This is a genomic window from Streptomyces sp. BPTC-684 (assembly GCF_030028635.1).
GTDB lineage: Bacteria > Actinomycetota > Actinomycetes > Streptomycetales > Streptomycetaceae > Streptomyces > Streptomyces noboritoensis.
This window is the reverse complement of record NZ_CP124863.1, coordinates 6,374,939-6,395,039: the sequence shown is the minus strand read 5'-3', so window position 1 is coordinate 6,395,039 and position 20,101 is coordinate 6,374,939. Positions and strand designations below refer to the sequence as shown.

The 20,101-nt window shown below is 72.1% G+C and carries 18 protein-coding genes and 1 pseudogene; 11 read left to right on the top strand and 8 right to left on the bottom strand.

Translation table 11 applies throughout. The features are described 5' to 3' along the window. Positions 1 to 143 precede the first annotated feature (143 nt). Positions 144 to 2,537: an excinuclease ABC subunit UvrA gene (locus QIY60_RS28515; RefSeq protein ID WP_283145037.1), complete on the bottom strand. Its 2,394-nt coding sequence runs from the start codon at positions 2,535 to 2,537 to the stop codon at positions 144 to 146. 230 nt (positions 2,538 to 2,767) lie between these two features. Here QIY60_RS28515 and QIY60_RS28510 point away from each other — a divergent pair, with 230 nt between their 5' ends. After that, positions 2,768 to 3,355, top strand: a complete 588-nt coding sequence (locus QIY60_RS28510; RefSeq protein WP_283145036.1) for a nucleosidase — start codon at positions 2,768 to 2,770, stop codon at positions 3,353 to 3,355. 11 nt (positions 3,356 to 3,366) lie between these two features. On the opposite strand, the gene QIY60_RS28505 is transcribed toward QIY60_RS28510, so the two are convergent. Beyond that, a complete protein-coding gene (locus tag QIY60_RS28505) occupies positions 3,367 to 4,425 on the bottom strand; it encodes an aldo/keto reductase (protein WP_283145035.1) in 1,059 nt (352 codons plus the stop codon). A 127-nt stretch (positions 4,426 to 4,552) separates the two neighbouring features. On the opposite strand from QIY60_RS28505, the gene QIY60_RS28500 reads away from it, so the two are divergent. Continuing rightward, entirely contained in the window at positions 4,553 to 5,173 is a 621-nt protein-coding gene (locus QIY60_RS28500; protein ID WP_283145034.1) for a TetR/AcrR family transcriptional regulator, read from the top strand. 24 nt (positions 5,174 to 5,197) lie between these two features. On the opposite strand, the gene QIY60_RS28495 is transcribed toward QIY60_RS28500, so the two are convergent. Beyond that, the gene (locus QIY60_RS28495) at positions 5,198 to 7,420 is read right to left on the bottom strand and encodes an RICIN domain-containing protein (RefSeq protein WP_349253960.1); all 2,223 of its coding nucleotides are present in this window, start codon (positions 7,418 to 7,420) and stop codon (positions 5,198 to 5,200) included. Between the two features lie 254 nt (positions 7,421 to 7,674). Here QIY60_RS28495 and QIY60_RS28490 point away from each other — a divergent pair, with 254 nt between their 5' ends. After that, a complete protein-coding gene (locus QIY60_RS28490) occupies positions 7,675 to 9,981 on the top strand; it encodes a family 20 glycosylhydrolase (RefSeq protein ID WP_283145033.1) in 2,307 nt (768 codons plus the stop codon). A gap of 46 nt (positions 9,982 to 10,027) precedes the next feature. On the opposite strand, the gene QIY60_RS28485 is transcribed toward QIY60_RS28490, so the two are convergent. Beyond that, the gene (locus tag QIY60_RS28485; RefSeq protein ID WP_283145032.1) at positions 10,028 to 10,501 is read right to left on the bottom strand and encodes an SLATT domain-containing protein; all 474 of its coding nucleotides are present in this window, start codon (positions 10,499 to 10,501) and stop codon (positions 10,028 to 10,030) included. Positions 10,502 to 10,519: 18 nt separating this feature from the next. Further along, positions 10,520 to 11,467 carry an AraC family transcriptional regulator gene (locus QIY60_RS28480; RefSeq protein WP_283145031.1) on the bottom strand — a complete coding sequence of 316 codons (948 nt, stop codon included), beginning with the start codon at positions 11,465 to 11,467 and terminating at the stop codon, positions 10,520 to 10,522. 101 nt (positions 11,468 to 11,568) lie between these two features. Between QIY60_RS28480 and QIY60_RS28475 the strand changes: the two genes are divergently transcribed. Next, positions 11,569 to 12,474, top strand: a complete 906-nt coding sequence (locus QIY60_RS28475) for an MBL fold metallo-hydrolase (RefSeq protein WP_283145030.1) — start codon at positions 11,569 to 11,571, stop codon at positions 12,472 to 12,474. A gap of 3 nt (positions 12,475 to 12,477) precedes the next feature. Here QIY60_RS28475 and QIY60_RS28470 read toward each other — a convergent pair whose 3' ends face one another. Then, positions 12,478 to 13,344, bottom strand: a complete 867-nt coding sequence (locus QIY60_RS28470; RefSeq protein WP_283145029.1) for an LLM class flavin-dependent oxidoreductase — start codon at positions 13,342 to 13,344, stop codon at positions 12,478 to 12,480. A gap of 156 nt (positions 13,345 to 13,500) precedes the next feature. Between QIY60_RS28470 and QIY60_RS28465 the strand changes: the two genes are divergently transcribed. Together QIY60_RS28465 and QIY60_RS28460 are read left to right on the top strand one after the other, a co-directional pair. Then, entirely contained in the window at positions 13,501 to 14,148 is a 648-nt protein-coding gene (locus tag QIY60_RS28465) for a hypothetical protein (RefSeq protein WP_283145028.1), read from the top strand. Positions 14,149 to 14,241: 93 nt separating this feature from the next. Continuing rightward, positions 14,242 to 15,015: a maleylpyruvate isomerase family mycothiol-dependent enzyme gene (locus tag QIY60_RS28460; RefSeq protein WP_283145027.1), complete on the top strand. Its 774-nt coding sequence runs from the start codon at positions 14,242 to 14,244 to the stop codon at positions 15,013 to 15,015. A 6-nt stretch (positions 15,016 to 15,021) separates the two neighbouring features. Here the strand turns inward: QIY60_RS28460 and QIY60_RS28455 are convergent, their stop codons facing one another. Then, positions 15,022 to 15,669, bottom strand: a complete 648-nt coding sequence (locus QIY60_RS28455) for a hypothetical protein (protein WP_283145026.1) — start codon at positions 15,667 to 15,669, stop codon at positions 15,022 to 15,024. 150 nt (positions 15,670 to 15,819) lie between these two features. On the opposite strand from QIY60_RS28455, the pseudogene QIY60_RS28450 reads away from it, so the two are divergent. From QIY60_RS28450 to QIY60_RS28430, 5 genes and pseudogenes are all read left to right on the top strand, one after another. Then, positions 15,820 to 16,494: pseudogene (locus QIY60_RS28450) on the top strand (FAD-dependent oxidoreductase); the annotation flags it as partial. A gap of 184 nt (positions 16,495 to 16,678) precedes the next feature. Next, entirely contained in the window at positions 16,679 to 17,011 is a 333-nt protein-coding gene (locus tag QIY60_RS28445) for a gas vesicle protein K (RefSeq protein WP_283146107.1), read from the top strand. A 103-nt stretch (positions 17,012 to 17,114) separates the two neighbouring features. Beyond that, the gene (locus tag QIY60_RS28440; RefSeq protein ID WP_190089222.1) at positions 17,115 to 17,285 is read left to right on the top strand and encodes a hydrophobic protein; all 171 of its coding nucleotides are present in this window, start codon (positions 17,115 to 17,117) and stop codon (positions 17,283 to 17,285) included. Between the two features lie 226 nt (positions 17,286 to 17,511). Then, positions 17,512 to 17,775: a DUF5133 domain-containing protein gene (locus tag QIY60_RS28435; protein WP_283146106.1), complete on the top strand. Its 264-nt coding sequence runs from the start codon at positions 17,512 to 17,514 to the stop codon at positions 17,773 to 17,775. 261 nt (positions 17,776 to 18,036) lie between these two features. Continuing rightward, positions 18,037 to 18,552 (top strand): N-acetyltransferase, encoded by a 516-nt coding sequence (locus QIY60_RS28430; protein WP_283145025.1) that lies wholly within the window; start codon positions 18,037 to 18,039, stop codon positions 18,550 to 18,552. 65 nt (positions 18,553 to 18,617) lie between these two features. Here QIY60_RS28430 and QIY60_RS28425 read toward each other — a convergent pair whose 3' ends face one another. Then, positions 18,618 to 19,742: an AI-2E family transporter gene (locus QIY60_RS28425; protein WP_283145024.1), complete on the bottom strand. Its 1,125-nt coding sequence runs from the start codon at positions 19,740 to 19,742 to the stop codon at positions 18,618 to 18,620. Positions 19,743 to 20,101: the final 359 nt, after the last annotated feature.

The following is a 20,101-nucleotide window of genomic DNA, read 5'->3' as shown; positions in this document are numbered from 1 at the left end:
TCCGCTGGAAATGGGGTTCGTCAGCTGCGGGCTGTCTGTGGCTGGTCGCGCAGTTCCCCGCGCCCCTGAAGGGGCGCGGTACCGCACCGGACTTCCACAAGTCCGCTCAGCGCCCCTGCGTACGGTGTCCACGAGGACCGGGTTCACGCGCCGACGTACTGCGCCAGGTGCTCGCCCGTAAGGGTGGAGCGGGTGGCGACCAGGTCGGCGGGGGTGCCCTCGAAGACGATCCGGCCGCCGTCGTGGCCGGCGCCGGGGCCGAGGTCGACGATCCAGTCGGCGTGCGCCATGACCGCGGGGTGGTGTTCGACGACGATGACCGACTTGCCGGAGTCGACGAGCCGGTCAAGGAGGCCGAGCAACTGCTCGACGTCGGCGAGGTGGAGGCCGGTGGTCGGCTCGTCGAGAACGTAGACGCCGCCCTTCTCGGCCATGTGGGTGGCCAGTTTGAGCCGCTGCCGCTCGCCGCCGGACAGGGTGGTGAGCGGCTGGCCGAGGGTGAGGTAGCCGAGCCCGACGTCGGAGAGCCGGGTGAGGACCTTGTGCGCGGCCGGCGTGCGCGCCTCGCCGTCGGCGAAGAACTCCTCCGCCTCGCTCACCGACATCGCCAGCACCTCGCTGATGTCGCGGCCGCCGAGGTGGTGGTCGAGGACCGACGCCTCGAACCGCTTCCCCTCGCACTCCTCACAGGTGGTGGCGACTCCGGCCATCATCGCCAGATCGGTGTAGATGACCCCGGCGCCGTTGCAACTGGGGCAGGCGCCCTCGGAGTTGGCGCTGAACAGCGCCGGCTTGACGCCGTTGGCCTTGGCGAACGCCTTGCGGATCGGGTCGAGCAGCCCGGTGTACGTGGCGGGGTTGCTGCGCCGCGATCCCTTGATGGCTCCCTGGTCGACCGGGACCACGTCCGCGCCGGGCGGGATCGAGCCGTGGACGAGGGAGCTCTTGCCGGAGCCCGCCACGCCCGTGACGACGCAGAGCACCCCCAGCGGCAGGTCGACGTCGACTTCGCGCAGGTTGTGCGCGGTCGCGCCGCGGATCTCCAGTACGCCGCCGGGCGTGCGCACCTTCTCCTTGAGGGCGGCCTTGTCGTCGAGGTGGCGGCCGGTGACGGTGTCGCCCGCGCGCAGCCCCTCGACGGTGCCCTCGAAGCAGACGGTGCCGCCCGCCGTACCCGCGCCGGGGCCGAGGTCGACGACGTGGTCGGCGATCGCGATCGTCTGCGGCTTGTGCTCCACCACGAGCACCGTGTTGCCCTTGTCGCGCAGCCGCAGCAGCAGGTCGTTCATCCGCTGGATGTCATGGGGGTGCAGACCCGTGGTGGGCTCGTCGAATACGTACGTGACGTCGGTGAGCGAGGAGCCGAGGTGGCGGATCATCTTGACGCGCTGGGCCTCGCCGCCCGACAGCGTGCCCGACGGCCGGTCGAGGGAGAGGTAGCCGAGACCGATCTCCACGAACGAGTCGAGGGTGCGTCGCAGGGTCGCCAGGAGCGGTGCCACCGAGGGCTCGTCGAGGTCCCGGACCCATGCGGCCAGGTCGCTGGTCTGCATCGCGCAGGCGTCGGCGATGCTGATCCCCTCGATCTTCGACGACCGGGCCGCCTCGCTGAGCCGGGTGCCGCCGCACTCGGGGCAGGCGGTGAAGGTGACCGCCCGGTCCACGAACTCCCGGATGTGCGGCTGCATCGCGTCCCGGTCCTTGGAGAGCATCGACTTCTGGATCCGCGGGACCAGACCCTCGTAGGTCATGTTGATGCCCGCGATCTTCATCCTGGTCGGCTCGCGGTAGAGGAAGTCGTGCAGTTCCTTCTTCGTGTACGTGCGGATCGGCTTCTGCGGGTCGGCGAAGCCCGACTCGGCGTAGAGCCGGGAGTTCCAGCCGCCGCCCGTATAACCCGGGACGGTGATCGCGCCCTCGGCGAGCGACTTGGATTCGTCGTAGAGCTGGGTGAGGTCGATGTCGGAGACCGAGCCGCGGCCCTCGCAGCGCGTACACATGCCGCCGGTGCGGTTGAAGGTCGCCTGCACGGCCTTGGTCCGGCCGGCACCGCGATCGACCGTGATCGCGCCGCTCGCCCGGACCGAGGGGACGTTGAAGGCGAACGCGTTGGGCGAGCCGATGTGCGGCTGCCCGAGCCGGCTGAAGAGGATGCGCAGCATCGCGTTGGCGTCGGTGGCGGTGCCCACGGTGGAGCGGGGGTCGCCGCCCATCCGCTGCTGGTCGACGACGATCGCGGTGGTCAGCCCTTCGAGGACGTCGACCTCGGGCCGCGCCAGCGTGGGCATGAAGCCCTGGACGAAGGCGCTGTACGTCTCGTTGATCAGCCGCTGCGACTCCGCGGCGATCGTGTCGAACACCAGCGAGCTCTTGCCGGAGCCGGAGACGCCGGTGAACACCGTGAGCCTGCGCTTGGGGATCTCGACGCTGACGTCCTTGAGGTTGTTCACGCGCGCCCCGTGCACCCGGAGCAGATCGTGGCTCTCGCCGCCCTGCGGCGCCTGCGACCGCGCGCCCGTCCTCCTGGCCGTGCCCATCGTGTCTCCCTCTGCCGTGCGGAGCCTGCCATGCGGACCGCTTTTCGCGCTCTACGCCGGGATCGCGCCCGGCTCGATCTAACCAGCTCCGGGCAGCGGCGTCGCCCCCAATGACGGGGACGCTCGCGGACGGCGCCCCGGCATTCACACGACCTGGCGCGGGGACCCGCGGCCATTCCTTTGCCGACCCGCCGCCGGGACGACGAGCGCGCGGAAATACCCTGGTCCCCATGGAGCTCTCAGGACACATCGCCACCGACCGCCCGCTGCTCGTGCTGGCCGTCAAGGAAGAGGCGCAGTTCCTCGACACGGATCTGCCCGTCCTGCTCACCGGCATGGGCAAGGTGAACGCGGCGGGCGCGCTGGCCGCCGTCCTGGGGCGCGGGCCGCACCCCTCCCGGATCGTGAATCTGGGGACCGCCGGGGCGCTGCGCCCGGGGTGGACGGGCACCCATGTCATCGGCTCGGTGCTCCAGCACGACCTGGACAGTGACGTACTGGCCGCGCTGACCGGCGAGGTGTACGGCCCGCCGCTCGACGTGTCCGACCAGGGCGGTCCGACGCTGGCGACCGGCGACTCGTTCATCGCGGACGAGGAAGCGCGCGCCCGGCTGGCGCTGCGCGCCCACCTCGTCGACATGGAGGGCTACGCGCTCGCGTCCGTCGCGCAGCGGGCCGGGGTCCCCCTCCGCATCGTCAAGCACGTCAGCGACGAGGCGGGCGAGGGCGCGGCCAGGACGTGGCGCGAGTCGGTGGCCGACTGCGCCCGCGTCCTCGCCGCCTGGGCCGAGGCGAACATCCCGGAGTACACCGCCTGATCCCCGGCGGGTCACGCCTCCCCGACACCCACCCCGCCCGTCATCGGCGGGTTGAGCCGGGCGAACCCCTCCTGGCGCTCGTACGGGTAGTACGGATAGGGCGCGGTCCGGCCGCTCGCGGCGTCGAGGCGCGCGACCTGCTCGGCCGTCAGGGCCCAGCCGAGCGCGCCGAGGTTCTGCCGGAGCTGCTCCTCGTTGCGGGCGCCGATGATGACCGAGGAGACGGTGGGGCGGCGCAGCAGCCAGTTGAGGGCGATCTGCGGGATCGTCCTGCCGGTGTCCTCCGCCAGCTCGTCGAGCGTGTCGACCACCCGGTAGAGCAGCTCGTCCTCGACGGGTGGGCCGTAGTCGGCGGTGGCGTGCAGCCGGCTCTGCTCCGGCAGCGGCTGCCCGCGGCGGATCTTGCCGGTGAGCCGGCCCCAGCCGAGCGGGCTCCACACCACCGCGCCGACGCCCTGGTCGGCCGCGAGCGGCATCAGCTCCCACTCGTAGTCGCGGCCCACGAGGGAGTAGTACACCTGGTGCGCCGCATAGCGCTGGTAGCCGTACCGGTCCGCCGTGGCCTGCGACTTCATCAGCTGCCAGCCGGAGAAGTTGGAGACGCCGGTGTAGCGGATCTTTCCGGCCCGTACGAGGTCGTCGAGCGTGGACATGACCTCCTCGATCGGGGTGCCCGCGTCGAAGGCGTGCAGCTGGAAGAGGTCGATGTAGTCGGTGCCGAGGCGGCGCAGCGCGTCCTCGACGCTGCGGATGAGGCGCGAGCGGGAGGTGCCCGCGTCGCCGGGTCCGTCACCCATCGGCAGTCCGGCCTTGGTGGAGATGATCACCTCGTCGCGCCGCCCCTTGATCGCCGCGCCGAGCACCTCCTCCGAGGCGCCGGCGGAGTACACGTCGGCGGTGTCGAACATGGTGACCCCGGCCTCCAGACAGATGTCCACCAGCCGGCGCGCCTGCTCCGCGTCGGTGTCGCCCCAGGCGCCGAAGAGCTCCCCGCGCCCGCCGAACGTCCCGGCCCCGAAGCTCAGCGCCGGAACCATCAGCCCCGACGCGCCCAGCCGCCTGTATTCCATGACAGATTCCTCTCCGTGCACAGCCCGTGCGGCCGCCGGATGGCGACCACTAACGGTTCTGCGGTTCCGTTAGGATGTGTCCACAACGTAGCAGAGCATCACTCGCTAATGGAACAGGAGACCCGTTATGACTTCCGGAGACGCGGATCCAGGGACCGTCCGGCCCGGCGGCCGGACCGCTCGCGTACGGGCCGCGGTGCTCGGCGCCGCCGGTGACGCACTCGCGGAGGGCGGCCTCTCCCAACTGGACCTCGCCGATGTGGCCCGCCGCGCCGAGGTAGGCAAGACCACGGTCTACCGGCGCTGGGGCACTCCGGCCGGTCTCGTCGCCGACCTGCTCGCGGACATGGCCGAGCAGTCGCTGCCGCGCACCGAGACCGGGACGCTCCTGGGCGATCTGCGCGCCAACGCCCGGCTCGTCCAGCGCACCCTGGCCGACGCCCGCCAGGGCCCCCTCTTCAAGGCGGTGATCGCCGCCGCGACCTGCGACGGCCAGACGGCCGCCGCCCTGCACCGCTTCTACGAGACGCGCGTCGACGAATGGGCACCGTGCGTCCAACAGGCCGTCGAACGAGGGGAATTGACGGAGGGGACCGACACCCGCGAAGTGATCCGCGCGGTCTCGGCCCCCCTCTACTACCGCCTCCTGACCACCGCCACCCCGCTCGACGAGGCGGCGGCGGACCGCGCCGCCGAGGCCGCGGCCGCCGCCGCACGCGCGGGGGTCTTCACGGCCGCACAGAGCTGAGGTGCGCGGCCGGTCGCGGACCCGTCAGCTGATCGTCCACTGCTGGAGCGCGCTGTGGGAGTCGGCCTGCTGCGTCACCAGGCCGCCGTCGGAGCCCGACGACGTCGTCAGCAGCAGTCCGCTGTGCGCGTTGGCGATCGTGTAGGCGCCCGAGGCGAGTCGGGTGACCTTCCAGTGCTGGTTCGCGCCGCCGGTGCACGTCCACTGGATCACCGCCGTGCCCGGTGCGGTGAGCCCGCCGTCGTCGTCGGCGCACAGGTTCGAGTAGGCGTTGACGAGCGTGTACGAGCCGTCGGGCTGCTGGGTGAAGCTCCAGGTCTGGTTGGACCCGCCGTTGAGCGACCAGGTGACCAGCTGGACCCCGGTCGCCTTGGACCAGTTGGGGTCGTCGAGTCCCTTGCCGGACACGGAGACGGTGTGCGGGCCGTTCAGGTTCGCCGGGGCCGAGCCGGTCGCGGTCAGGGTCAGCGTCTGCTCGGCGGCCGTGCGCGAGCCGCCGACGCCGCTGCCCGTCGTGTTGGTCCAGGTGCGGGTCGGCGTGGTCTCGGCGAGGCGGGCGGTCTCCGACGACATGCCGAGCACCAGTCCGCTGTAGCGGTTGACCAGCCGGTACGCGCCGCTGCGCGCACCTCTGGAGGACACCTCCGGGACGATGAACCACTGCTGCCCGACCGTGGGACCGCCGGTTCCGGGCGCGGTGGCGGACGGTTCGGCCGCCCAGGCACGCCCGGCCTTCATGGCCGAGTCGACGCCCAGCAGGTTCCCGGTGGCCGCGTTGGTGATCCGGTACGAGCCGTCGCCGTTGCCCGTGAAGGCCCACGCTTCGAGGTTCGACCCGGTGGCGGCGGCCAGAGACGTGACCGTCGAGCCGCCGGTGGTCTGGGCGAGCACACGGCCGGATCCGCTGCCGATGCGATAGGTCTTCGTAGGGTCGACGGGCGGGGCGGCGGGCGCGGACGAGCCCACGGTGACCTCGGCGTACTCGCCGTCGGAGCGGGCGCAGGCGATGGAGCAGTACGACCGGAAGGTCTTGCCGACGATCGTCGAGTTCGTCCGGTTCGCGGCGTCCACCATCCAGCGGTACCAGGAGCCGGAGGTGTAGCCGCCCGAGTCCCCGATCAGCCGCCACTTCTGCGTCGACAGGTCGTCGGTCACGTAGAAGCGCTGGGGCGCCGTCCCCGAGACGACCTCGGGCTCGCCGATGTAGAGGCCGAGGTGGGCGTCGTAGGCGATGTTCATGATGAACAGGTCCGACTTGGCGGGGAGTTCGCCCGCCGCGACCTGCTGGTCGACGGTTCCGCCGTTGGCGGGGTCGTAGTCGCCGGCCACGGGTGTGTAGCCGGTCGGATTGGACGGGGTCGCCGGCACCATGTTGCTCTCCAGGCCGCCCACACCGGGCTGCGACCAGGCGCCGTCGTACCACTTCGACCAGGAGCCGCTCGCCATCTTCGACGAGATCGGAGCCCGTGCGACGTGCGCCAGCCCGCCCGTGCTGCCGCCGGTGCCGCCCTTGGGGACGACCCGCGAACCGTAGTAGACGTAGAAGTAGCCCGACGCCGGGTCGACGAACAGCCGCTGGTCGCCGTCGCCGTAGTTGTACGTCTGCTGGGGGAAGGCCGTCGAGTCGTTGCGGGCGGTGCTGTACGGCGAGGTGATGGCGTGGCCCAGGATCGTCCACACCTTGCCCTGGTTCTTGGAGACCGCGTAGTCGATGGCGTCGTAGTGCAGGCCGTCGCCGAAGGGCTGCGGGGTGAACTCGTTGTGCACCAGGCCGTACCAGTCCCCCGTGTCCGGGTCGACCCACACCCCGACCAGGTCGCAGAAGTTCTTCTGGGAGTAGCCCGAGCCCGGCCCGGCGGACGTCGCCGTCACGCCGGTGGGGCTGTTGTTGCAGCGCCAGGTGGTGTCGTTGTTCCTGTCACTGGAGTTGGCCGGGTTCACGGCGTTGCTGATCGCACTCGACCGGGTGGCGTCGTCGAAGTCCGTACCGGTGTAGAAGTCCCAGTACCGGGGCTCGCTCGCGCCGTACAGCGCGGCGGACTGCTGGAAGTAGAACGTGCCGTCCTTGTCGACGTAGGAGGCGGCCGGGGTGTCGGTCGGGTACTTGTAGGAGTTCACCGACCCGATCGAGATCGTGTACGTGGCGTCGGACGCGGCCGCCGACGCCGGTTCCGGAGCCAGTACGACGCCGGCTAGCAGGGGGATGGCCGCGGCCGCTGCCGCGAGGGCTCTTCGCAGGCGTGACACAGGTCGTCGTCCTTTCTCTCCGAGGAGGAGCGGTGGCCCGATCCCACTGCCGGTGACGGCCGGGAGTACATGTGTTTTCGTCGTCGCTTCTTGGGTTTTCGTGCGCGGACACCGCCGCGGAAGCCCTCGCCCTGCTCAATCACGCGCGATACCGCGGAGTTTCGAGCATCTCTTGACATGCACGCGGCACTGCGCTGCACTGGCGCCACTCACCTCGCACGCCCCCTGCCCCCTTCCATGACCAGGGATACGCCATGCGACTGCTCAGATTCCTGATCGCCGCGGTCTGCGCGCTGGCCGCACTCGCCCTGCCCGGCGTCGCCGCCGCGCCCGCCCGGGCGGCCGCCGGGCCCCCGCAGACCGTTCCGGCGCTGCGGCAGTGGACGGCCGGCTCCGGCACGTACACCTTCACCGCCACCAGCCGGATCGCCGTCGACCCCGCCTACACGGCCCAACTTTCGGACGAGGCCGCCACGTTGGCCGACGACCTGGCCGCGCAGACCGGGCGGACCGTGGCCGTCGTCACCGGGACGCCCGCCACCGGCGACATCGGGCTCACCCTCGGCGACGGCACACTGCCCACCGAGGGCTACCGGATGACCGTCGGCCAGACCGTCGCCATCCAGGCGGCCACCGACACCGGCGCCTTCTACGGCACCCGCACACTCCTCCAGCTGCTGCACCAGTCCGCCTCGGTGCCCGCCGGGACGGCCGTGGACTGGCCCACCAAGCCCGAGCGCGGCCTCATGATCGACCAGGGCCGGAAGTTCTTCACCGTCGCCTGGGTCCGGCAGCACATCAAGGAGCTGGCCTACCTCAAGCTCAACTACTTCCACTTCCACCTGTCGGACACGTTCGGCTTCCGGCTCGAAAGCTCCACCCACCCGGAGATCGTCTCCGCCGACCACTACACCAAGCAGGACATCGCCGACCTGGTGGCGCTCGGGCAGAAGTACCACGTCACCATCGTCCCGGAGATCGACACCCCCGGGCACATGAACGCGGTCCTGGCCGCCCACCCCGAGCTCAAGCTCAAGAACAGCTCCGGCACGGCCAGCGCCGAGTTCATCGACCTCTCGCTGCCCGGCACGTACACCCTGATCAAGGACCTGATCAACGAATACCTGCCGCTCTTCCCCGCCCGCTACTGGCACATCGGCGCGGACGAGTACGTCACCGACTACAGCAGCTACCCCCAGCTGCTCAGCTACGCCCGCGCCCACTACGGCGCGAACGCCACCGCCAAGGACACCTACTACGGATACGTCAACTGGGCCGACGCGCTGGTCCGGGCGGGCGGAAAGACCACCCGTATGTGGAACGACGGCATCAAGTCCGGTGACGGCACCGTCACCCCGAACGCGGACATCGTCGTCGAGTACTGGTACAACTACGGCCTCACCCCGCAGCAGCTGACGGCGGCCGGGCACACCGTGGCCAACGAGTCCTGGACACCCACCTATTACGTCCTCGGGGGCGCCAAACCCGACACCAAGTGGATGTACGAGACGTGGACCCCGGACCTGTTCCAGGGCAACAACACCCTCACCGATCCCACCAAGAACCCGGGCTCGCTGATCCACGTGTGGTGCGACAACCCCAACGCCGAGACCGAGGACCAGATCGCGGGCGGCATCATGTACCCGCTGCGCGGCCTGGCCCAGCAGACCTGGGGGTCCCCGAAGCCGACGGGCGGTTACGCCTCGTTCACCCCGATCGTCGCGGCCGTCGGCCACAACCCCGCCTGGCCCGGCCTGGCCCAGCCCGGCAACCTCGCCCGCAACCGCCCCACCACCGCCTCCAGCACCGAGACCGTCAACTTCCCGCCCGCCTCGGCCACCGACGGCGACGGCGCCACCCGCTGGTCCAGCGCGTACAGCGACCCGCAGTGGCTCCAGGTCGACCTCGGCTCCACGCAGAACGTCAACCGCGTGGTGCTGCGCTGGGAGGCCGCGTACGGCAAGGCCTTCCAGATCCAGCTCTCCGACGACGCCACGACCTGGCGCACGCTCTACTCCACCACCAGCGGCACCGGCGGTGTGCAGGACCTCACCGGGCTCTCCGGCTCCGGGCGCTACCTCCGCCTGTACGCCACCCAGCGGGGCACCTCGTACGGGTACTCGCTGTACGAGTTCGAGGCGTACGGCGGCCAGTTGAGCGGCACCCGGACCCTCACGGCGGGCGGCAAGGCGCTCGACGACCCGGCGAGCTCCGGCACGTCCGGCACCCAGCTGATCACCTGGACCCCGCACGGCGGGCCCAACCAGCAGTGGCAGCTGACCCTCAACGGCGACGGCAGCTACACCATGGTGAACGGCGCCTCCAAGCTCTGCGCGGACGTGGCCGGGAGCGCCACCACCGCGGGCGCCGCCGTCGTCCAGGCGACCTGCACCGGCCGCGACAGCCAGCGCTGGCAGTTCACCGGCCTGGGCGCGGGCCGCTACACGGTCGCCAACAAGAACAGCGCGCTCCTGCTGACCACCGCGTCCGGCACCGACGGCGCCCCGGTCACCCAGCAGACGGCCAACGGCTCGACGTACCAGCAGTGGCAGGTCGCCTGAGCCGTTCCGGTGGCTCCGGGGGGAGTGTGGCGCCCCCCGGAGCCGGTCACTGCGGCAGCTGGTTTCCCGGCACCGGTCCCGGCCGCAGTCCGCGGCGGCCCGCGGCCCAGTTCTGCAGCTCGGTGGTCGCCACGTCCTCGATCTCCTCCTGGAGCCGCCGGCGGACGGCCTCGTCCCGCTCCCCCTCCGGGATCAGCCGGTAGCGCCGGATGGCCAGCCGCAGCCTCGACCAGGCCTCCGCGGAGAGCACATGGCGCTCGGCGTGGTTGAACACCTGCCGGAACCCCCCGATGAAGACGGTGAGTCCGGCCAGGGTGGCGGTGGCCGCGGGGGGTGCCTGGATGCCCGCCGCGACGACGGTGGCGGCGCCGGTGAGCAGCGCGCCGAGCTCGGTGGTCCAGTGCCACCACCGGGCCCGGTCGCGTGTCCGCGCGTACCAGTCGAGGTCGGTGAGGGCCTGCTCCAGGAGGGGGTCGTCGACCGGGGCGGGCTGCGGTGGCGTTGGTCTGCGTATCGGCACGCCACCATGCTGCCCCGGCTAGGCCGGTCCGCGGGCGCGATCTCCCTGATGGCCTTCCCGGTAGCGGCCGGGGGTGGTGCCGAACTCCCTGCTGAAGGCGTGGGAGAAGGCGTACGGGGTGCCGTAGCCGATCCGGGCGGCGATGGCGGCCAGCGGGTCGGTGGTGTCGCGGAGCAGGGTCGCGGCGCGGGTCAGCCGCCACCAGGTGAGGTACGCCATCGGCGGGCGGCCCACCAGCGCGGTGAACCGTCGGGCCAGGGTGGGGCGGGAGACACCGGCCTCGGTGGCCAGCCGGTCGTTGGTCCACGGAGCTGCCGGGTCCGCGTGCAGCGCGCGCAGGGCGGAAGCCACCACCGGGTCGCCCAGCGCGGCCGGCCACGCTCCGGCCGTGCTCTCGCTCATCCAGGCCCGGATCATATAGACGAGCAGGAGGTCGAGCAGGCTGGGGACCGCGATGCCCGCGCCGGGGCGCGGGCCGCCGAGCTCGACGCCCAGCAGGTCGATGGCGGCGCGGAGTTCGGGGTGGCGGCCCACGCGGTGCGGCAGATGGACGACCTGCGGCAGCTCCGCCATGAGCGGGTGGACGCGGCTGTGGTCGAGCCGGTACTTCCCGCAGAGCACGTGGAGTCGCGCCGCATCGGCGGTGGCAGGCGGGGGATCCGAGGACGGATACCCGTCACCGGACCAGTCGTCGAACGGCAGCGCCCGCGCCACGGCCTCCGCGTCGGCGGCGGAGTCCGCGAGCACGTGCCCCGCGCCGTGCGGCAGCAGCACCGCGTCACCCACGCCGAGCGCGACCGGCGCACCGCCGTCGGGAAGCAGCCAGCAGGAGCCCTCAAGGACAATGTGGAAACCGGCTCCGTCGTACGGGGCGAGGCGGGTGCACCAGCTCCCGCTCGCCCGCACCCGGTTGGAGGAGGGCCGTCCGATCCGTACGGCCGAGATCGCATCGCTCACCACGTCCACCCCGGCAGCGTATCTCGTGGGCCGACGATGAGACGTACGCGTATCTGTTTGAGGCGAACAAGCATTGAGGAGCTCACTCACTCCACCGTACGGTCGAAGACATGAACATGGAGAGCGAACAGAGCATCACCCTGGGGGACGTCGAGGTCACCCGGGTCGTGGAGTGGCAGGGGCCGTTCGCGCCCGCCCGCGGCCTCGTCCCGGAGGCCGGCGGCGAGGTGTGGAAGGACAACGAGGACTGGCTGGCGCCCGACCACTGGGAGCCGGGGAGCGACACGGCGGTGCTCGCGCTCCAGACGTGGGTGCTGCGCAGCGGCGGACGAACCGTCCTGGTCGACACCGGGGTGGGCAACGGGCGCGAGCGGCCCGACTCGCCGCACTTCCACCACTGGCAGGGCGACTTCCTCGGCGCCCTGGCACGGGCCGGGGTGCGCCCCGAGGACGTGGACGTCGTCGTCAACACGCACATCCACAGCGACCACGTCGGCTGGAACACCAGGGACACGGACGGGGAGTGGGTGCCCACGTTCCCCAACGCCCGCTATCTCCTCCCGGCCGCCGACGACTTCCACTTCGGACCGGACAACGCGTACGCGAACGGCGTCCGCCGGGACGACCGGCTGCTCTACGAGGACAGCGTGGCGCCGGTGCACCGGGCCGGGCAGTCCGTGCTGTGGGACGGCTCGTACCGCATCGACGAACACCTCACCCTGGAGTCCGCGCCCGGCCACACCCCCGGCTCGTCCGTCCTGCGGCTCGCCTCCGGGACCGACCGGGCGGTCTTCGTGGGGGACCTGCTGCACAGCCCGGTGCAGATCCTCGACCCGTCCTGCAACAGCGGCTTCTGCCTCGACGCGGAGCAGGCGGTCGCGAGCCGTCGCCGTATCCTCGAACGGGCCGCCACCGAGCGGGAGTTGGTCGTCCCGGCGCACTTCGCCGGGGCCGGTCTGGTCGAGGTCCGGCGCGAGGGCTCCGGGTTCGCCCTCGTGCCGTCGGCCATCGGCTGAGGGTCAGGGCACCAGCGGGCGGACCTCCTCGGCGGTGAACCGGACGAACGCCTCGGTGTCCGGCTCGTCGGCGGTGGGTTCGAGGATGACGCTGTCCGCCCCGGCCTCGGCGAGCCGCCGCACCGCTTCCGCGACGGCGGCGGCGTCCCCGGCCACACCGAACCCGTCCCCGCCCTTCTTCGCCGCGAGCTCCGCACGCACCCGCGCGGCGGCGTCCGGGCCGGTGGCAGCGAGCAGATAGACGACCAGCGGGTGGTGGTCGGTGCGGGCGGCCGCGGCCCGGCCCTCGTCGACGAGCGTACGGGCCCGGCGCACCCCGTCCGGGCCGGTGCCCGCCACCAGGACGCTTCCGTCGGACGCCTCGCCGGACAGGCGCAGGGTGCGCGGACCGGTCGCGCCGGACAGCACCGGGGCGGGCCCGTGCGGCGGATAGTCGAGGGCGACCCCATCGAGCCGCACATGGCGTCCGGCGACGGTGACGCTCTCCCCGCCCAACAGTGCGCGCAGCGCCCCGAGGTGTTCCCGCAGCAGCGTCAGCGGCGACTCGGCCCGCGCCCCGATCTGCTCCATCCAGTCCTGCACCCCGTGCCCCACGGCCAGGGTGACGCGGCCGGGGAAGAGCCGGTGCAGCGTCGCGCTCTCCATCGCGGTCAGCGCCACATTGCGCAGCGGCACCGGCAGCAGCCCGACGCCCACGTGCAGCCGCTCGGTCCACGCGAGGGCCGCCGCCGCACTGGCGATGCCGCTCTCCAGGAAGCAGTCCTCCCAGAGCCAGAGCTGTTCCAGACCGGCGGATTCGGCGGCGAGGGCGACGGAGCGGAGGCGTTCGGGAGCGTTCTGCGGGCGGAAGACGGCGCCAAGTGTGGTCATGGCGGGGTTACTTCCCCTGGTCGCGGCGGGCCGAAACGGGCGGAGGGAACTGGTGTGCCCACGGATGGCCGTGTGCGTGCGGATGAGTACCTGTGAGTACCGGACTGAGTACGACCGCTCAGGTCCGCGCCCGGCCCCGCACCGGAAGCTGGGGCCATGACAACACCGCCCTCCGTCAGTCCCTCGCCCCTTCCCCCCGCGCCTTCCCACCGGCCCGGACGCCCGCGTGCTCGGCGCGCCTGGATCGTCGGCGCCGTCTCGGCGCTGGTCCTGGTGCTCGCCGCCGGGGCGGCGGTGTGGTGGCTGACCCGGGACGAGGACAGCTCCCCGCTGGCCGGGCGGCCGCGCGTGACGGACGACTCGGCCGGGCTCTCGTACGCCGTACCCGAGGGCTGGAAGCGCAACGACGGCAAGGACCTGATCCAGGCCTTCACCTCCTCGATCACCACGAAGGGGTCCGGCGGCCAGGGCGGCGCCGCCGTGCTCGCCGGGCGCGGCAGGGGCATCGACGAGTCGGCCCTGAGGCAGCGGACGGAGACGGCGGCCCGGTCCAACGCGGAGTTCTTCTACCCGGACGGCAAGTCGACGGTGGAGGAGTCCAGGGCCACGACGGTGAGCGGGCGTCCCGCGTACACGGTGGCGCTGAACGTGCACGACGACACCGGCAGGGCGGGCCGGATGCGCCTGACCATCGTCACGCAGGGCGGCGACCGCTCGGCCTTCCTGCTCGGCGTCACCGAGTCGCCCGAGCCGGGCGACAGCGCGGTGGTCGATGCGGTGCTGGCGAGTGCCGCCGCGGAGTGAGGGCCGCCCCGGCCCCGCCCGCCTCCCCTCGGCCGGAGCGGCTGTGACACGCTGCCACTGACGAGGAACCGGCCTGCCAGGAGGCGCGACACCATGAACACTGCCGAACCGCTCGACCACCGGACGGCCGTCGCCGCGGAGAGCGCCCGGTTCGCGGGCCTGGTCAAGGGCGCCGACCTGACGCTCGCCGTGCCCACCTGCCCGGGCTGGACCCTCGTCGACCTGATCAAGCACACGGGCGGCGCGCAGCGCATGTTCACGGCGCTGGTGCGCGCCCGCGTACAGGAGCGGCCCAAGAGCCGCGACGTGGACCTGCGGCTGCCGGAGCGGGAGGACGGCTACGCCGACTGGCTGGCGGCGGGCGCGGCCGAGGCGGCTCAGGCCTTCGCGAGCACCGACCTCGACGCGCCGATGTGGGTCTGGGGCGCGGACGGCCATGCCCGCTTCTGGGTGCGCCGGATGCTGTTCGAGACCCTGGTGCACCGCGTCGACGCGGAGCGGACGCTTGGCCTGAGCTCCGGGATCGACCGCGCGCTCGCCCGGGACGGGGTCGACGAGTTCCTGGTCAACCTCCCCTTCGCCACGTTCTTCGCGCCCAAGGTCGCCCAGCTGCGCGGCGCCGGATCCGTCCAGCACATCCGGTTCGCGTGCGCGGACAGTGACGGCGAATGGCTCGTACAGCTGCGCCCCGACGGCTTCGGCGTCGTCCCGGACGGCGCCGGCACGGCCGCCGACGCGACCGTCCGGGGAACCGCCGCCGACCTCCTGCTGCTCGTCTACGGCCGCCTCGACCGCTCGGCCGGGTCGGTGGAGACGAGCGGGGACGCGGAGCTGCTCGATCGCTGGTTCGCCAACTCCGAGTTCTGAGCGGGCTCAGGCGTCCCCCGCCAGCAGACGCTGCCCCACCGCCCGGAACGACCACTTGCCCGCCCGCCGCGTGAACACCCAGACGAGGTCGAACCGTTCGGGCCACGCCTCCGGGGCCCCGGAGGCCGTCGCGCCCAGCGCCCGTACGATGTCCGGGATCCTGGAGTGCTCCCAGCAGATCAGGACCGGGGCCGGGGCCGCCAGCGCGGCGGTGGCCAGGGCGCTTTCCCGGCCCTCCGCGATCGAGACGTCCACGCGCTCGTGCAGCGCCTCGGCCAGGGGCGCGACGGTCTGGCGCATCCGGTGCGCACCGGCGTGCGGTCCCGTGTCCGCCGCCGCGAAGAGGGTGGCGGGCCGAGGCAGCGGCGGGGCCGCCCGTCCGGGGGCCGCGACGAACAGCCGGGGCAGGGCGTTCGCCCGCTGCCAGCCGCGTTCGGTCAGCGACTTCTTGTCCCGCTGACCGCTCTCGTCCCGGCCCCGCTCGCCGCCGCCGGGCTTCTCGCCGTGCCGGATGATCATGATGATGGTGTCGGCCCCGGAGGCTGACGCAGACTCGGCGCCGTCCTCCGCGCCGCACCCGCTCAGCGCGAGCGGAACACCCAGCGCCACACCCATCAGCACGGTACGCCGGGCCGCCCCGCTCCCCCGTTCCACCGCACCCTCCGACCCGCGAACCGACTCCCGCACCCCGGCAGACGGAAGATCCGGGGCCGGGGTTCCCGGCGGACCGCCCCGTGTTTGGCCCCGCCCGCCAAGGGCACGCGGGAACCCTGTCCGCCTGCCCCCAGCCATCGGGAGCCGAACGTGACCACCCCTGCTCCGGACCATCCCCGCATCGTCGTCGTGGGGGCCGGGTTCGCCGGGTACCAAGCCGCCCGCACCCTCTCCCGCCGTATGCGCGGCCGCGCCCGGATCACGCTGCTCAACCCCACGGACTACTTCCTCTACCTCCCACTGCTGCCCCAGGTCGCCGCCGGGATCCTGGAGCCGCGCCGGGTCACCGTCTCGCTGACCGGGACGCTGCCCGGGGTGCGGCTCGTCCTCGGTGAGGCCGGGCGGGTCGATCTGGACGCCTCGACGGTGTACTGCACGGGGCCGGAGGGGGTGCCGGGCGAGCTGGCGTACGACCGGCTGGTGCTCGCCGTCGGCAGCGTCAACAAGCTGCTTCCGGTGCCCGGGGTCACCGAGCACGCGCACGGCTTCCGGGGGATGCCGGAGGCGCTGTATCTGCGCGACCACGTCACCCGGCAGATGGAGCTGGCCGCACAGGGCACCGACACCCCTCGGGAGCGGACCGCGCGGCGCACCTTCGTGGTGGTCGGCGGCGGCTATACCGGCACCGAAGTGGCCGCGCACGGAAAGCTGTTCACCGACGCCCTCGACCGGCGCGAACCGGCGCGCTGGATCCTGCTCGACATCGCCGACCGGCTGCTGCCCGAGCTCGACCCCAGGCTGTCCGTCACGGCCGACCGGGTGCTGGCCCTCGTCGACCTGCTCGACCGGCTCCTCGCGGGCGGCCTCACCCTGCGCATCGCAGACGTGGACCTGGTCCGGATCGACCTGAACGCGCTGGTCAGCTCGGTGAGCGCGGAGGTCCCCTCGCCGTTCGAGAGCGGCGGGCCCGCGCTGCCGCCAGGCCCGTACGGCCGCTTTGGGAGGGCGCATGAGCGGGTGGCGGCGCGTGGAGCTCGACGCCGACACCGTGGAGCGCGATCTCGCCCGGCTGGTCCTGACCGTGGTGGAACTGCTCCGTCAGCTGATGGAACGCCAGGCCCTGCGCCGGGTCGAGACCGGCGAGCTCACGGGCGAGCAGGAGGAGCGCATCGGGCTCACGTCGATGCTCCTGGAGGACCGGATGGACGAGCTGAGGTCGAAGTTCGGGCTCCGCCCGGAAGACCTCAACATCGACCTCGGACCGCTGGGCCCGAAAGTGTTTCCGGACGTCACGGACGCGGCGACGGCCGGTCCCCATAGACCCGGGGACGGTAAACCATGAACGGATCTCCCCCGCCCGGAATTGTCCGCGCCCGACCCTGTCCGGAATTCGCCGTGCATGACGCGGCCCGGCAGGGGAACTCGGTTTTGTGGAGGTGCATAGCATGGTTCCCCTGCTTGTCGTTCTGCTGCTCGCGCTGCTTCTCTTCGGCGCCGGTTTCGCGCTCCAGGTTCTGTGGTGGGTCGCCCTTGTCGTCCTGGTCCTGTGGCTCGTGGGTTTCGTCGCACGTCCGGCCGCAGGTGGTGGGCGGCGAAGCCGCTGGTACCGGTGGTGAAATGCGGTACCGAAAGATCAGGGCGTGATTACCGTGAACGCAAAGAACGAGAAGGCCGAGAACGCCGTCGGGAAGTAAGCGGCTCCCGGCGCGCGGGGCCCGGCGGAGCCACTTCGCCGGGCCCCTTCCAGCAGGTCGTCACGGAGCGCAGTAATACGGCTCGCGCAGGTCCCCGGACCCCGTCAGGATGGGTGGGCCGGGGCCCGCCCATGTGCAGGAGGACATGATGCTGCTGCCCGACAAACACACACTCGTACGGCTGCTCTCGCACTACCGGGCGCACGAGCGCGCGGTCCTGGCACAGCCCCATGAGCCCGCCCTGCGCAGGCGCTTCGAGGACACCGCCTACACGCTCTGCGTGCTGATGGGAGAGCGCACCGCGCGCGAAGCGGTGCACGCCGCCGAGCGGTACCTCGGCCGCCCCCGACCGGCGGCCCGCGCGCCCCTCGCCCCGGCCGCTCCCCCGCCGTCGCCGTCGCCGACCAGCTAGCGAACGTGCGGGGCGACCATGAAATCCAAGGGCGTTTTCCCGGCAATGTGGTACGTTTCAAGGGTTCGTGTCGTTTCGGATTGAGGATGAAAGGGAGGTGGGGCTGATGACCGCGCTCAAGGCCACTGCGAAGAGCAGCGCCCGGACCGCCCTCACGTCCCGGGCGACGGTCTGACCCAGTCACCCCCGCCTCGCCGAGAGCGTGAGCTCGCGAGGTGTTCTCCCACACGAACCCACCATGAAACGGATCCTCATCCCGTCATGCGTACACGCGACCACTGGACCACGCGCGCCGAGACCGGCGCCGACATCCCCGCCATCCGTACCGTCAACCTCGCGGCCTTCGAGACGCCGCTGGAGGCCGTCCTCGTCGACGCCCTGCGCGCCGACTCCGCCTGGATCGACGGCCTCTCCCTCGTCAGCACCGACGAGGACGGCCGCCCGGTCGGCCACGCCCTGCTGACCCGCTGCCACATCGGCGACACCCCGGCCCTGTGTCTGGCCCCCGTCGCCGTACTGCCCGAGTACCAGAGGAGCGGGGCCGGTTCGGCCGCGGTCCGCGCCGCACTGGAGGCGGCCGCGGGCCTGGGCGAGCGCTACGTGACCGTCCTCGGACACCCCGCGTACTACCCGCGGTTCGGCTTCACCCGCGCCTCCGCGCACGGCATCGGACTGACCATCGACGTCCCGGACGAGGCCGTGATGGCCCTGGCCCTGGACCCGGCCCACCCGCTGCCGAGCGGCACCGTCCGTTACGCGGCACCCTTCGGTATCTAGCCGCGCCTTCCGCGTGAATCCCCGCGCCTGCCGTACGAGGGCGTTCCCCTCGTACGGCAGGCGCGTCAGGACGCGTCCGTCCTGGAGAAGACGTGCTCGTCCAGAACGATGCCGATGGCGACGGCGGCCGGGATGGCGACCAGGGCGCCGATGACACCGAGCAGCGCCCCGCCGATGAGCACGCCCACGACCGTGACGAGCGGGTGGACGTCGACGGCGAACCTCATGACCCGGGGCACGATGAGATAGTCCTCGGCCAGCCGGAACCCGACGTAGAAGCCCGCCGTGGCGAGGGCGACCGGCAGGGACACCGACAGGGCCACCAGGCTGACGACGATGCCGCCGATGGTGGTGCCGACGATGGGGACGAGGTCCATCAGCGCGATGAAGACGCCGAGCGCCGCGGGGTAGGGCACGCCGGTGACCGCGCACCAGACGAAGGTGGCCGCACCGGCGATCACCGAGGTGGCCACGTTGCCGAGCATGTAGCGCCCCACCCGGTTGAGGATCTCGTCGGTGACCTCCTGGGCGTGCGGGCGTTTGCGGGCGGCCACGAAGCGCAGACAGAACCGTTTGAGCCCGGGCAGGAAGGCCATCACGTACACCGTCACGACGATGACGATGGCGGCCGAGGTGACCGCGCCGATCACGAACTTCCCGGCACCCAGCAGCCCGCCGGCGAGCCCGGCCGCCCCGCCGGAGGAGAACTGCCGCTTGACCTTGTCCACGAGGTGGTAGCGGTCCTCGAACCGGCCCAGCGTGGAGTTGTGGTCGTGCAGGTCCCGCAGCCAGCCGGGCACCGCCTTCACCAGCGCGTTGATCTCGTCGGCGGCGGGCGGGACGACCAGCGCCAGGAACCCGGCGAACAGCGCGAGCAGCAGGACCAGGACGACCGCGACGGCCCAGCCCCGGCTCATCCGGCAGCGGGTGAGCCACACGACGACGGGTTCGAGGGCGAGCGCGAGGAACACGGCGAGCAGCAGCAGTGTGAGCAGGCTGCCGACCTCCAGGACGGTCCGCACCGTCAGCCACGCCAGTGTCGCTCCCAGGCCCAGCGAGAAGCCGACGACGAACCAGGACCGGCCGCCCACGCCCTTTTTGCTCACCCCCCGGACACGCTCGCCCGTCGGCCCCGCCCCTGCGGAGGCCGACCGCTCCGGCTCGTGGCCGTCGTCGCCGTCAGGCCCCACGGACGTCATCGCGCACCCACGGGCTCGATCGGCGCCTTCTCGCGGGGTCCGCAGGACCGTGTCGCATGGCGTGCGCTCCCTTCCCATCGCACCGCGCGCGGATGCCCCGACCGTCTGCCGTCTCTTGACCGAGCATCTCCGACCGCCGGACATCCGGCCACATGGACCGCACGGCACACGGGCCACGGCATTCACCGACAGGACCCGGTGCCGGGCCTGGCGGAGGCGACCGGCCGGGCGTTCGGCACGGGCTGAGCGCGGCTCGGGGGCAACTCGATGTTTTCGACGCGCGTCCGGGGCTACGCGGTCCAGCAGACCCGTCCGCCCGTGAGGAGTCGTCGTGGTCATCGTGGCCGTTC